Consider the following 13,687-nt stretch of genomic DNA (forward strand, 5'->3'; position numbering starts at 1 on the left):
AGTGAAAAGGCCGCTGGCTGTTAATGAGCGGCCGGAACATGGTTAATAATCACCGCACGTTACGAAAAGGATCGTGCAGTGGATCAGTGTACATGGGAGTCTGTTCACAGGCTCAGGTCGCAAGATCCGGAAAGAGCGATCAGCGTTTTCATTGGATTATTCAAGCTAATCAATAACTTGTCTGACTCTCTGAAACCTGTCCTGTTCCATAGAACATGATGACCGTCTTTCTACCTGCGACTGGCCCATGGGTGATTCTCACGGCTTAAGACCGGCATTACCCCGTCGGCTGCCTGTCAGAGTATCTACAGGGACAGCACTGATCATATCAATGCCTAATTTTTCGGAGCACTTGATGTCTGACGACACAACCCCTACTGAGTCAATGATTACCTTTGCTGAACTGCCCCTTTCTCCGGCGGTGATCAGGGCGGTACAGGATGTTGGTTATGAAACACCTTCTCCTATTCAGGCTCAGAGTATTCCCCGGATTCTGGATGGTAGAGACCTGCTGGGTCTGGCCCAGACCGGTACAGGCAAAACCGCCGCTTTTGCCCTGCCAATGCTTTCCAGACTGGATATGAAGGCCAATGATCCTCAGGTTCTGGTCCTGACACCAACGCGCGAACTGGCCATCCAGGTGGCTGAAGCTTTCCAGCGTTATGCCCGTCACATGCCTGGCTTCCATGTACTGCCAGTTTATGGTGGTCAGGATATGCGTGGTCAGCTGAGAGGTCTCAAGCGTGGTGCTCATGTTATTGTGGGTACGCCGGGTCGTGTCATGGACCATATCCGCAGAGAAAGCCTCAAATTGGATGCACTTAAAGCGGTCGTTCTGGATGAGGCCGATGAAATGCTGCGCATGGGCTTCGTCGATGACATTGAATGGATCATGGAACAGACACCTGAAGAGCGTCAGGTAGCCCTGTTCTCTGCCACTATGCCCAGACAGATTCGCAAGATTGCTGATACGCATCTGAAAAATCCTGCCACTGTTGAGATCAAGGCGAAAACCGCCACTGTTGATACCATCACTCAGAAAGTCTGCATGGTCAGCGGCTTTCACAAGCTGGACGCACTGACCCGTATCCTTGAAGTCGAACCTTTTGATGCCATGATTATCTTCGTGCGCACCAAAACCGCGACCGTAGAGCTGGCTGAAAAGCTGGAGGCAAGAGGTTTTGCTGCTGCTGCATTAAACGGTGACATGAGTCAGGGGCTGCGTGAAAAAGTGGTGGATCGACTGAAGAAAGGCTCTCTCGATATTCTCATCGCCACCGATGTTGCAGCCCGTGGTCTTGACGTTGAGCGTATGTCTCACGTCGTAAATTACGACATTCCTTATGACACGGAAGCTTATGTTCATCGTATTGGTCGAACTGGCCGTGCTGGTCGTCAGGGTGTTGCTATTCTGTTTGCTACGCATCGTGAGCGTCGTATGTTGCGTGCTATTGAGCATGCTACCCGTCAGCGCATCGAAACTATGCGTCTGCCATCCATGCGTGACGTCCGTGATATGCGCATCCGTGCCTTCAAGGAAGAGGTTGTGAAATCCCTGGAAATGGGTGAAGAGCTGGATGCATTTCGTGAAATCATTGCTGAGCTGGAAACCGAACATGCACTGAGTTACCAAGACATGGCCGCTGTTCTTTGTTTTATGGCTCAGAAAGATCGTCCGTTCCCGGATGGTAAAGAACCAGAACGTACACAGCGTGAGCGCCGGGATCGTGGCGACAGGGGAGACCGTGATCGTGGTGAGCGTCTTCGTCGTGATCGGAAAGAAGATAATGAAGGCATGGTTCGTTACCGTGTTGATGTAGGTCGCGATCAGGGTATTTCGCCCGGAGACCTGGTCGGTGCGATTGCCAACGAAAGTAATATTTCTGGCAAAAACATCGGTCACATCCGCCTTTTCGACACCTGCTCTTCCATCTACCTGCCGGAAGGTGTGGATGCGACTACGCTGGATGCTCTGAAAAATGTCAAGGTACGCAACAAGGCTCTCGGTCTGAAAGTTTGGGTTGATGATGGTCGTCGTGATAACAGTCGTCCTCCTCGTCGTGGTCGTGGTCGTGAAGGTGAAGGTTTCAGAAGAGATCGTGATAATCGTGGTGGAGACAGACGTCAGAGTTCACGCAGGCCTCGTCGTGAAGCATAAGCCGGTCATCTTTCCCTGATGATGAAAAAGCAGAAGCCCGGTACTTCTGCTTTTTTTTTGAGTGGAGCACTGCAAAAGTCGATTAACAGACCGTTAAAGGGCGGGTAGACTGTCAGGAAATAAAAATTAAAGAGGTCTCGTTTATGCTATACGTGGCATTTTCTGGCTCGAAAGGGCGAGGAGTCTTTACCCGTAAAAAGATTGAGCGAGATACGGTCATCGAGCGTTGCCCTGTTCTTGAATTGCCTCCTGAAGATCTTGAACATATCGATCAAACGTCAATATACAACTATTACTTTACCTGGGGCGAGGCAATGGATTCAGCCGCCATTGCTTTGGGGCTGGGTTCAATTTATAACCACTCTTACACACCTAATGCACTCTATCGGTTTGATATGGACGACCGGGTGATTGAATTTATTGCCATTAAAAAAATTCGGCCCAATGAAGAGATAACGATTAACTACAACGGTTCACCAAACGATCGATCGCCGCTTTGGGAAGGTATTCAGTGGGAACCCTGAACAGTGGATACCTGAATTCAGGAATCATTAGTTAGTATGATTGATTTATGTTGTGAATCATTTGGCTGCTACACTAAGAGATGTTTATCTGGAGGTGTTCAGTCATATGAGTATCGGTCGATGTTCTACTGTTTGCTACTTCTTTGTCGTGTATAGGTGTCGCTTCTATCCGGGTTAGTGGTGTCACTGCAATCTTGGGTTTCATCAGGATTCTGTACTACTTTTTATAGAACTGTATTCCGTATATAGCTCCGTATTTTGTGTCAGGCCTTGGTAATGAAGGTTTCTGGCGGTTTTCAATGAGCAGCTTCAGGGTTTATGCTCAGGCCTTTCTGCCAGAGCAGAAATCAAGAACCGTCTCACGTGAGGTATAAGGTAAAATCATGAGAACCATGGGCCGTTATGTTCTGGTGCTGGCAGTAGGAGGTTTTCTTGCTGCCTGTACTACACCGGACAAGAGTGTGGTGGTAACACCCACTGACGTTGAGGGTAAAACCTGGGTGCTGCATTCCCTGAATGGCGCGCCACCGGTAAATGGTAAAAGAGTTACCCTTGAGTTTCAGTCTGCTTCCAGCAAGGATGGTCAGATCAGTGGTCGCGGCCCTTGTAATGGTTACTTTGGTAGCTATACGATGCAGCAGGATGAGCTGCAGTTTGGTAGAGTGGGCTCCACCATGATGGCCTGTCCGGAACCTTACATGAAACAGGAAATGGCTTATTTCAAAGGGCTTCAGCAGGTTGACACCATGACGTCCAATGGTCTGGTGATGACTCTCAAGGGGCGCCACAATGATGAGACGATCACTTATTTTGCAGAGAGCGCGAAAGTCAGAGGGGTCATCAAATCATCCACAGGCAGTTTCCCTGCTGGCTCGGATGTTATCGTTTCGATGAAAGATATCACCAACAAGGATCATCACTCGAATCTGATTGGTGAGAAAAAAATCAGGCTGGATCAGGGGGTTGATGGACCCTTGAAATTTGATGTTCCATACTCGCCCTCTCTGATTGAGCCAAACCACACCTATTCTGTTGCTGTAGAAGTCAGGCAAAATGGAAAGCTGATTTCCCACAGTACTTCGAATAAGATTATTGATTTCTCCAGACCTCTGGAATTTAACTCAGGTCAATGATTATGGCTTGAATGCCTGTTCAGAACTTCAGCCAGTTGATAACCTGAAGTCGTTATCCTCTCTTTTGCAATCCTTTGCCCTCTCAGCAAATATTCTTTGCTGAGAGGCTTGCCTGTTTTGATCTGATCAAAGACTGATGTTCTCTGTATATCAAGGCTCTCCCTGGTCCGGTTTGCAGGGGACTTCCACCGACACATGGCGCCTTCTTTTCCTCTGTTCCGGAAGCAACTACTAACTTATTGGTCAGGGTATGGCTGGAAAGATTCTTTCAGCTCACGGTTAATGTGATAGATTTAGACCTTCCATTTTACTGTTAACAAGACACAAAGGAGTTCCCGTTATGCAGTTTCGACCCTGTATTGATCTGCACGAAGGCAAGGTGAAACAGATTGTGGGAAGCTCTCTGCGTGATGGTGATAATTCGGCTCAGGTGAATTTTGAAAGTGACCGTTCAGCGGCTTATTTTGTGGAACTTTACCGTCAGGAACAGTTAACCGGTGGCCATGTCATAAAACTGGGGCCCGGTAATGAGGTCGCCGCCGCTTCAGCTCTTTCAGGCTGGCCCGGAGGCCTTCAGGTTGGCGGCGGTATTACAGCAGAAAATGCCGTTCAGTACCTTGATATGGGAGCCTCCCACGTCATTGTGACCTCCTACGTTTTTAAGGATGGTCAGATCAATTTTGAAAATCTCAACAAATTGCTGGCCGCGGTGGGCAGGGAGCGCCTGGTGCTGGATCTTTCCTGTAAGAAAAAAGGCGGTGACTATTTCATTGTCACGAATCGCTGGCAGAAGTTTACCGATACTCGAATCAATGCTCAGACACTGGAGAAGCTGGCTCACTATTGTGATGAGTTTCTTGTTCATGCCGCATCGGTTGAAGGCTTGATGGGTGGGCCTGATCTGGAACTGGTTTCCCTGCTGGCTCAATATTCACCCGTTCCGGTGACCTATGCGGGGGGGATTGCCTCTCTGGAAGACATTGAGGCGGTGAGAAAAGCCGGTAACGGTCAGGTGCACATTACCATAGGCAGTGCTCTGGATATTTTTGGTGGTTCCCTGGCGTTTATGGATGTCGTCGCGAGCTGTAAAACGGATTACCCATCTTAAGCAAGCCGTTTTGAATAACTGTCAGTATCAATATCAAGAATTTCAACCGTCAGAATATTCACGTTCGGGATGATCTGGTCAGCAGCACTGAGCACTTTTTGGCTCAGGTCTTTCTTCTCGGTGGTGGTACGACCTTTCATAATCCTGACGGTGATGTGAACAAAGGATTGCTCAGGCTGAGCGGTTTGAAAGTACTCACAGGGGATGGCTCTGGACTTGATGTCTTCTGCTTTAAATAGCCTTGATTCCAGAGCGCTTTGATGAACAGTTGAAATCAGATCTCTGATTGAGTGATTCTGTTCAATGTCTGAAGAGTATTCGATGACGCAATGTGGCATGGCGAATTGTCTTTAAGAAGTGTTGTGAAGTAGCCTATCAAAAGCTCGGGAAGAGAAACAGCAAGAAAGGTGGCTCTATAAATTCCTGTTGATTCTTGTCTATTCTGGTTGTTTGGAAAGGAAACGATGAACTAATACATGAACAGTCAAACACTGGGAAGCACCCTGCTGGTAGCAGGCACATCTATTGGGGCAGGTATGCTGGCTTTGCCGCTGGTTTCTGCTGCTACGGGTATTTGGTCAGGCATCCTGCTGATGATGTTAATGGCTGCTCTGGCCTGCTATGGAGGTTTGCTCATAGCGGAGGCCTGCCGCGCCGTGCCAGAAGCCGATAACCTTCATGGTGTGGTGGGGCGGTTGCTGGGAAAATCTGGTCAGGCTGTGGCTATTCTGGCCATGCTGTTTCTATATTATTCACTCTGTTCAGCCTATATCACAGCCGGCGCAGGGCAAGTTGTTTCCTTCAGCCACAGGATGGGACTGGCTCTCAGTTTTTCTCAGTCAGCTACGCTGGTGGCAGTTGTTATTGCCGTTATGGTGGTGATCGGGACTGTGGTTGTGGATTATGCCAATCGCACAATGTTCTTCCTGATGATGATGTTATTGATGTTCATCATGGTGCTTCTACTGCCAGAAGCAGAAGCCGAAAATCTCACCCTTGGAGTCGGTGAACCCGGTATGCTCTTCGCCGCTTTGCCAGTACTTTACACCTCCTTTGGGTATCATTGTGCAGTACCTACCGTCGTGCGATATGTCAAAGGCAGGCCCGGAGATTTTCGCCTGGCATTGGTGCTGGGCAGTGTCTTGCCCCTTGTGGTCTATTCACTCTGGCAGGTTGCGACCAACGGTACTTTGTCATCTGTGGAGATCAACAGCCTGCACAGTAGTCCGGATGCAGTGGGCCAGCTTATCCGTAAAATTGGGGATGCCAGTCATTATTCCGGCTTTAGTTATCTCATCAGTGGTTTCACAGTCTGTGCGCTGGGTACTTCATTTTTAGGAGTGGCCATTGGCCTGTTTGATTATCTGGCTGAGGTCAGCCAGAGACCTGATAACATCATGGGTCGTATTCAGACTGTCTGCCTGACACTGGGCCTGCCATTGCTGGTGGCGGTTTTGTTTCCGGGAGGCTTCGTGATGACTCTGGGCTATGCTGCTGTGGCTTTGGTGATTCTGGCGGTCTTTATTCCTGTCATGCTGGTCTGGGAAGCACGAAAGCAGGACCTTGAAGAGCCTTATCAGGTGGCCGGGGGCAAACTGTTGCTGGTGATTATGTGTTTGATCGGGCTGGCCGTCATTCTTGCTCAGGCAGGCATTGTTTCCGGCTGGCTGCCAGCTCTGGATTCTTGATCATTCATAAAAAATCACTGTCAGAAGAGTTTGTCTGGTTGTTTGAGAATGATCCGATTAATATCAGTTCATCCACTCAGGAAAACAGGAACTCCTCATGTTACGAAAAGCACTTCTGGTAGCCTCTGCGCTGCTTCTCCCGGCTTTGTCTCTTGCCAATGGATACGTTGGTCAATGGTACACCGTTGATGAAGAAACCCATAAAAAGGAATCTCTGGTGACTATCTGGGAAGAAGGTGATCAGCTGAAAGGCAAGATTGTGGAGATCCTTGATCCTGCATCCAGAAATGCGGTCTGTGAAAAATGCAAAGGTGATAATAAGGATCAGAAGATAGAGGGGCTGACTTTTCTCTGGGGGATGAAAAAAGACGGTTCTCAATACGACAACGGAAAAGTGCTAGATCCGAAGTCGGGCAAAGTATACAGCGGCAGCATGAAATTGATTGACGGAGGTAAAAAGCTCAAGCTTAGGGGGTATGTGGGCTTTTCATTGTTAGGCAGAACCCAGGTTTGGGTTAAAGCCGACTAGCAGCCTGTCGGACTTAAGCGTCCGTAGCGAGGATTGCAAGACGCAGTAGGACAGCCTTAAGTCCGACAGGCTGCTAGATAGATTTGAAAATGGCCCTAAGTCCATGGGCCAATAATAGCCGGCAGAGATGACTGCCGGGGTCAGTGAATGGCTCCAATGAAGCCATATGGCAGTCATTTGTACTGACTGAAGAGCTCAGCTTTGTCGTCTTTCTCCTTTTTCAAAGTCAGTGCCAAAAACAGAATTGCCATGCCACAGGCTGCCAGTATCAGCATAAAACCGCCACTCCAGCCCATCGCGTCAACAATGACTCCCATGGCCAGGTTGGCAAACAGCGCACCACCGAGGTAACCAAACAGGCCGGTCAGGCCAGTGGCGGTTCCGGTCGCTTTCTTCGGGGCTGAGTCAGCGGCCTGCAAACCTACCAGCACCACAGGACCATAAATCAGAAAGCCCACAAATATCAGGCAGAGGTTATCAATCATCGGGTGCCCGGCAGGGTTCTGCCAGTAGATAACAATGGCTACACAGACCAGCGCCATCATCCACATACTGACTGGAGCACGACAGCCTCTGAAAAAGCGGTCACTGGCCCAGCCACAGAGCAGGATACCCGGAATGCCTGCAAACTCGTAAAAGAAATAGGCCCAGCCACTTTGAGCCATTGAAAAACCTTTAACTTCTTTCAGGTAAGTTGGCGCCCAGTCCAGTACTCCGTAGCGAACCAGGTAAACGAAGACATTGGCCAGTGAGAGATACCAGAGCAGTTTATTGTTGAATACATATTTGAAAAAGATGTCTTTGGCCGACATCTCTTGCTCATGGTGATGCTCGTCATAGGATTTAAGCTTATCGCCAGTCCAGGCTTCGATGCTGGGCAGACCGCAGGACTGGGGGGTATCTCTTAATAATGTCCAGGTGATACCGGCCAGAACAAGGGCTACGACGCCATGGAACCAGAGCTGTGATTGCCAGTCGCCAAACAGAAAGACCGCAAATATGGCCATAGGTCCCACCAGACCGGCTCCGAGGTTATGAGAGGTATTCCAGTAGGCCCATTTAACCCCTCTTTCTCTAACGGAGAACCAATGTGTCATGACCCTGCTGCCCGCCGGATAGCCCATGCCCTGAAACCAGCCATTAAGAAACAGCAGGGCAAACATGGCAGGGACTGAAGCTGTGGCAAAAGGAACGGTTCCCATAAAGATCATGGTCAGAGCCGAAAGAATCAGGCCAATACTCATGAATTTCCGGGCGTCACTGCGATCAGACAGGTTGCCCATGAGAAACTTGCTAAAGCCATAGGCAAAAGAGACGGCTGAGAGGGCCACGCCGAGTTCGGATTTGCTAAAACCCTGTTCAATCAGATTGGGCATGGCCAGAGAGAAATTTTTGCGAATCAGGTAATAAGCGGCATAGCCAACAATGATGCCGAACAAAACCTGAAAACGGAGCTTTTTATAAGTTTCATCGACTTCTTTGGACGCAATCTGCTCTTGATGAGCAGGAGGACTGAGAAAGCCCAGCATATGAAGTACTCCCGAATTTATTTGCTAGTGCCATTTTTCCCGAATATGTTTTTATGTCTGGGCAGCCAAGAGTTACGTCTTGTATTCCTTTGGCCGACAATTGGGTCCATGGCTGAATGATCCGAAACGGCTTTTCTCTCCATACTGCGAGAATCATTCTTACAGGCAACTGCAAAATGATGGTTAGACTCACCGATATCAAAAGAGAAGCTGCTTTATAAGTCCCACAGAACCTGTGTGAAGATGTGCCTATGGGTTTTTATCAAGTGTTAATTTCAGTCCAGATTTGTGATTTAGCAAGTCGAAAGTCTAAAAAACTTAATATCCGAATGAAATTTGTTAAATAGAACTATCGTTTAATTTTCTGTTATTGAAGCCATGTACTTGCCTGTCCGGTACAGTAAAATGCTGTTAATTATCTTTTATATGCAGGTTCCATGAACTGGTTCGTTTATATCATTCTGGCAAGTAACAACAGTCTGTACACGGGTATTACCACCAATATCGAACGGCGCTGGAAAGAGCACTCGGGCGAAAAGAAAGGCGGTGCTCGATTTTTCAATGGTAAAAAACCTTCTGCCCTGATGTATGTGGAAGAAGGTCATAACCGTTCAACAGCAGGCAAGCGGGAAGCCGCCATTAAAAAGATGACTCGTACCCAGAAGGAAGCTCTGCTGAAAGAAAAGCAAAACAGGGCTTCAAACTATGCTGAAGTGCTGCCAACAGGGGCAGGTTTTGAGTAATCGATCCTGTCAGAATGCGCTTCCTGTCAAAAGATACATTGAAATCAAAAGTGCCAATGCCGGTGGGTTGTAGAGGGTGTTGGCTGCACTGATATACTGAGTCTTGAAGCTGCCCACATTGACAGACAGGGTTGATTTCCATACTCGTATACGGCTGAACTCGGGTGATGCCTCAAATAAATAAACCTCACCATTGCGATATTCAGGCTTGAGTATGGTCAGGCGTTCACCTGCTTTCTGACATAACCAGCTATCAACAATCCTTCCTTTATTGTTCAGCAGGCTGATCTTGGTGTTGGGTTCGTTACACAGTGCAACCACCGGGTAATTCCTTTCTTCGAAGATAGAGGCCGTTTGGGTCCGGTTATAGCTGATCTCCCAGATTAACTGAATGGGGGGTGTCACTGAACGATCATAGTCGGTGGGAATTATTTCAGTAGCCGTTGTCATGGCCGTTTCGGTATCTTCGTCAGCATCGGTGTCACTAATAATAACAGGAACCTTGTCTGTCGCATTTGTCATAACCGTTTCGGTATTCGTTCTGGCAGGACGGGTAGTGGTCACAGGATCTGTTACAGGCGTTGTTAAAAGAGTGGTTAAAGGAACAGGGGTATAAGGGGGAATGATAAAACCGTCATTTAACTGAGGATCCGGGTCTGCGCAGCCGGGATTGGCGTCAGCCGTTTTATTACAGACGTAAACCTTTAGGCGCATGTTGTGTGTCAGGCAGTGTCCGCCTTTTTTGTTATGAATAGAAGACTCCAGGCCATTGGATGTGGATAGGAAGTAGTAATGTTTTCCCCCTTCAAAGGTTCTGTCGTTGAGTCCGGCAGCATGTTCGAGAAAAAGTATGCTAAGAAAAGACAGCTCGACGGGTTGGTTGCAAGGAAAGAGATCTATGACTTTATCTCGTGGATTTTCTCCTATTTCACAATTCTCATAGTAGGTTTCGTTGTCCGTTAGCCATATATTTTCGTACATGGTTAGGGTTTGTCTATCATTAGCGCGCTTCTTTACCACTGTCGGCTTATTGGGACAAATAAAATACAGCTGCGAGTTTAGCCTCACAGATATGCTCTTGTTCTTGGCGTGGGAATATAAATGATCCCACCACCAGACGCTGGTGTAGACATCACGAGCATCGCATGTCTGAAACAGAGGGAGTAACAGCAGGAATCCGAATAAAACAAATTGCATGGTTTTTCTCTGTTAAAAGTCAGAATAAAAGTAGCAGACCTATCTGCATAGCTTCTTGAAATCGTGTCAGAGCACGCTTGCAGTAAAAAGATACATTGAGATCAAAAGAGCTAACGCCGGTGGGTTGTAGTGTGGGGTGGCCTTACTGATATAAAGATCCTGAAAACCGCCCACATTGACAGACAGGCTCGATTTCCATACTCGTATACGTTCATATTCGGGTAATGCCTCAAATAGATAAGTTTCACCATTCCGGTATTCAGATTTAAGTATCGTCAGATGCTCACCGGCTTGTCGGCATAACCAGCTGTCGACAATCGTTCCTTTATTGTTTAGCAGGCTGATCCTGGTGTTGGGTTCTCTACAAAGTGCAATCACCGGGTAGTTTTCTTCTTCAGTGAGGTAGGCTGTTTGGGTCTGGTTATAGCCGATCTCCCAAAGTAACTGAATGGGCTCTGCCAGTGAATGATGAAACCTGGTGGAAGCTGTTTCAGTAGCTATTATCCTGACCGCTTCGTTATCGTTGTGAGAATCGGTATCACTGTCGCTAGCAGTGTAGGGGCCCGTCATTATGACAGGAGCCTTTTCAGTCGTATTTGTACTGACCGTTTCGGCATCGGAGTCGGTAGTAACAGCAGGAACAGTCGTCGTTACAGGGTCGGTTAATGGCTCTGTTAAAAGAGTTGCAAAAGGAGCAGGAGTAAAAGGATTGTTTGCAGAAAACCTGTTTATATTAGGGTCCAGGCCTTTTTTGCAGTTAGGGTCCGGGTCTCCTCCTTTCATGCAAACGTAAATCTTGAGGCGCATGTTATGTGTTGAACAATGCCCGCCTTTTCTTCTATAAACTGAAGATTGAGTGCCATCTGATGTGGAAAAGATATAGTAATTTTTTCCTCCTTCAAAGGTTCTGTCGTCTGCTCCGGCAGCATGTTCAAGAAACAATAAATTAAGATAAATTAATTCATTGGGCTTGTTGCAAATAAAGCGATCTATAGGTTTATTGGTTCCTATTGCTTTCAATCCCCCTACTTCACAATTCTCATAGTCGGTTGCGTTGCTCGTCAACCATATATTTTCGTACATTGTTGAGGTTTGCCTATCGTGACTGCGCTTTTTTACCACTGTGGGCAGGTTGGGACAAATTATAGAGATCTCTGAGTTTAAATGCACAGTGATGCTCTTGTTATCAGCATGCGAATAAAAATCGTACTCCCACAAAATGCTTTTGTAGACATCACGAGCATTGCATGCCTGAAACAGATGGAGTAACAACAGGAACCCGAACAAAATAAATCGCATCGTTTTTCTCTGGTAAAAAGTCAGAATGAATGTAGCAGACTTTTCTACGCACTTTCAGAAAATCGTGTCAAAGTGCATTTGCAATAAAAAGATACAATGAAATCAAAAGCGCCAATGCCGGTGGGCTATAGAGTGAGTTTACATTACTGATATAACGATGCTTGATGCTATGCACATTAACAAACAGGCTTGATTTCCATATTCGCCCGGGACTGTATTCGGGCGAGGCCACGAATAGATAAACATCGTCATTCCGGTACTCCGGTTTAAGTATCGTCATACGCTCATCTACTTTCTGACACAACCAGCTATCAACAATCCTCCCTTTATTGTTAAGCAGGCTGATTTTTGCGTTGGGTTCATTACACAGTGCAACCACCGGGTAATACTCTTCTTTAGAGATGGTGGTTGTTTGGGTCTGGTTGTAGCGGATCTCCCATATTAACTCAACGGGCTCGTTCGGTGGATCATTATGGATGGTGGAAACCGCTTCAGTGGCCTTTCTCGTAAACGTTTCAGTAGCCTTTGTCGTAACCGCTGCAGTAGCCTTTGTTGTAACCGTTTCGGTATTAGTATTGCTATAGGTATCAGTAATAATGGCAGGAACATTCGGCACTCCGGGATTTATTAAGCCGAACATGAAAGGAGATGGCGTAGAAGGATCACTTGGAGGAATAATGTTTAACTTAGGGTCTATGTTTTTGCAGAGAGGATGGGGGTCACTACGTTTTTTACAGACATAAATCTTGACGCGCATGTTGTGGGTCAGACAATGTCCGCCTTTTCTGTTGTTAAGTGAACCTATGGTGCCGTCTGATGTCGACAATACATAATAATATTTCCCCGCTTCAAAAGTCATATCGTTTTGTCCGGCAGCAAATTCAAGAAACAGTAGATCTACAAAAAACAGTCGAGTGGCATCGTTGCAAACAAAATGGTACGCCAGACTTGAGGTGTTTGTTGGTATCTCACAGTTTTCGTAGAAGGTTTCGTTCTGTACTAACCATAGATTTTCATTCATTTCTGAGGATTGTCTGTCGAACCCGCGTTGCCTTGCCACAGTGGCGATATTGGGACAAATAAACCCTATCCGTGAGTTTATCCGTACAGCTATGGTTTTGTTCTCGGCGTGTGAATATAAATCTTCCACCCATAGAGCGCTTGTGTAGACATCACGAGCATTACATGTCTGAAACAGACAAAACAACAAGATGAATCCGAACAAGACCCGTTTCATAATGTTTCTCTTCTACGAATTCACAGTGTGCTTGCACTAATAAGATACATAGAGATCAAAAGCGCCAACAACGATGGGTTATAAAAGGCGTTTGCGTTATTAGTATGATAATCCCTGGAGCTAACCACATTGATAGACAGTTTCGATTTTGATGTCCGCAAGCGGCGATACTCAGATGATGCCTCAAATAGATGAGTGTCGCCATTCCGGTATTTGGGTTTAAGTATCGTCAGGCGCTCACCGACTTTCCGACATAGCCAACTATTGGCAATGGTTCCCTTGTTGTTCAGCAGATTGATCCTGATGTTGGGCTCTCTACACTGCGCAACCACCGGATAATGCTCTTCTTCAAAGATATTTGCAGTTTGGTTCTGGTTATGGCCCATCGTCCAAACCAACCGAATGGGCTGTGCCAGTGAATGATCATATCTGGCAGGAACCGTGTTGGTCGCTTTTAGCGTGATCGTTGCGATATCAGTTTGAGCATTGTTGTCAGTCATAGTGACAGGAACCGACCCCGTCGCGGTTGTTGCCATAACTAT

The 13,687-nt window shown here is 47.1% G+C and carries 15 protein-coding genes; 7 read left to right on the forward strand and 8 right to left on the reverse strand.

All coding sequences use genetic code 11. From position 1 onward, the window contains the following. Positions 1–331 precede the first annotated feature (331 nt). Positions 332–2,158 carry a DEAD/DEAH box helicase gene (locus KDK17_RS18115; RefSeq protein ID WP_257276122.1) on the forward strand — a complete coding sequence of 609 codons (1,827 nt, stop codon included), beginning with the start codon at positions 332–334 and terminating at the stop codon, positions 2,156–2,158. Between the two features lie 143 nt (positions 2,159–2,301). Next, entirely contained in the window at positions 2,302–2,682 is a 381-nt protein-coding gene (locus KDK17_RS18120) for an SET domain-containing protein (RefSeq protein WP_257276123.1), read from the forward strand. A 73-nt stretch (positions 2,683–2,755) separates the two neighbouring features. Here the strand turns inward: KDK17_RS18120 and KDK17_RS18125 are convergent, their stop codons facing one another. Then, entirely contained in the window at positions 2,756–2,887 is a 132-nt protein-coding gene (locus KDK17_RS18125) for a hypothetical protein (protein WP_257276124.1), read from the reverse strand. Positions 2,888–3,065: 178 nt separating this feature from the next. Here KDK17_RS18125 and KDK17_RS18130 point away from each other — a divergent pair, with 178 nt between their 5' ends. Continuing rightward, complete coding sequence (locus KDK17_RS18130; protein WP_257288726.1) at positions 3,066–3,815, forward strand: META domain-containing protein; 750 nt, start codon at positions 3,066–3,068, stop codon at positions 3,813–3,815. On the opposite strand, the gene KDK17_RS19700 is transcribed toward KDK17_RS18130, so the two are convergent. Further along, positions 3,809–4,012, reverse strand: coding sequence for a S1/P1 nuclease (locus tag KDK17_RS19700; protein WP_368736483.1), 204 nt, complete (start codon positions 4,010–4,012; stop codon positions 3,809–3,811). The genes KDK17_RS18130 and KDK17_RS19700 overlap by 7 nt on opposite strands. Before the next feature lie 143 nt (positions 4,013–4,155). On the opposite strand from KDK17_RS19700, the gene hisA reads away from it, so the two are divergent. Next, positions 4,156–4,923: a phosphoribosylformimino-5-aminoimidazole carboxamide ribotide isomerase gene (gene hisA / locus KDK17_RS18135; RefSeq protein WP_257276126.1), complete on the forward strand. Its 768-nt coding sequence runs from the start codon at positions 4,156–4,158 to the stop codon at positions 4,921–4,923. On the opposite strand, the gene KDK17_RS18140 is transcribed toward hisA, so the two are convergent. Further along, complete coding sequence (locus KDK17_RS18140; RefSeq protein ID WP_257276127.1) at positions 4,920–5,261, reverse strand: 5-carboxymethyl-2-hydroxymuconate Delta-isomerase; 342 nt, start codon at positions 5,259–5,261, stop codon at positions 4,920–4,922. The genes hisA and KDK17_RS18140 overlap by 4 nt on opposite strands. 138 nt (positions 5,262–5,399) lie before the next feature. On the opposite strand from KDK17_RS18140, the gene KDK17_RS18145 reads away from it, so the two are divergent. Next, positions 5,400–6,611 carry an aromatic amino acid transport family protein gene (locus tag KDK17_RS18145; RefSeq protein ID WP_257276128.1) on the forward strand — a complete coding sequence of 404 codons (1,212 nt, stop codon included), beginning with the start codon at positions 5,400–5,402 and terminating at the stop codon, positions 6,609–6,611. Between the two features lie 97 nt (positions 6,612–6,708). Next, on the forward strand, positions 6,709–7,140 hold the full coding sequence (locus KDK17_RS18150) for a DUF2147 domain-containing protein (protein WP_257276129.1): 432 nt from the start codon (positions 6,709–6,711) through the stop codon (positions 7,138–7,140). Positions 7,141–7,313: 173 nt separating this feature from the next. On the opposite strand, the gene pgtP is transcribed toward KDK17_RS18150, so the two are convergent. Continuing rightward, positions 7,314–8,669 carry a phosphoglycerate transporter protein PgtP gene (gene pgtP / locus KDK17_RS18155; RefSeq protein WP_257276130.1) on the reverse strand — a complete coding sequence of 452 codons (1,356 nt, stop codon included), beginning with the start codon at positions 8,667–8,669 and terminating at the stop codon, positions 7,314–7,316. A 437-nt stretch (positions 8,670–9,106) separates the two neighbouring features. Between pgtP and KDK17_RS18160 the strand changes: the two genes are divergently transcribed. Further along, positions 9,107–9,412, forward strand: coding sequence for a GIY-YIG nuclease family protein (locus KDK17_RS18160; protein ID WP_257280692.1), 306 nt, complete (start codon positions 9,107–9,109; stop codon positions 9,410–9,412). Between the two features lie 9 nt (positions 9,413–9,421). Here the strand turns inward: KDK17_RS18160 and KDK17_RS18165 are convergent, their stop codons facing one another. From KDK17_RS18165 to KDK17_RS18180, 4 genes are all read right to left on the reverse strand, one after another. Next, on the reverse strand, positions 9,422–10,609 hold the full coding sequence (locus tag KDK17_RS18165; RefSeq protein ID WP_257280693.1) for a hypothetical protein: 1,188 nt from the start codon (positions 10,607–10,609) through the stop codon (positions 9,422–9,424). A gap of 66 nt (positions 10,610–10,675) precedes the next feature. Continuing rightward, positions 10,676–11,908, reverse strand: coding sequence for a hypothetical protein (locus KDK17_RS18170; protein WP_257274426.1), 1,233 nt, complete (start codon positions 11,906–11,908; stop codon positions 10,676–10,678). 67 nt (positions 11,909–11,975) lie between these two features. Then, positions 11,976–12,929, reverse strand: coding sequence for a hypothetical protein (locus tag KDK17_RS18175; RefSeq protein ID WP_257274427.1), 954 nt, complete (start codon positions 12,927–12,929; stop codon positions 11,976–11,978). A 236-nt stretch (positions 12,930–13,165) separates the two neighbouring features. Continuing rightward, on the reverse strand, positions 13,166–13,687 hold a 522-nt coding region (locus KDK17_RS18180), incomplete at its 5' end, for a hypothetical protein (protein ID WP_257274428.1).

The organism is Endozoicomonas sp. SESOKO2 (assembly GCF_024606245.1).
GTDB lineage: Bacteria > Pseudomonadota > Gammaproteobacteria > Pseudomonadales > Endozoicomonadaceae > Endozoicomonas_A.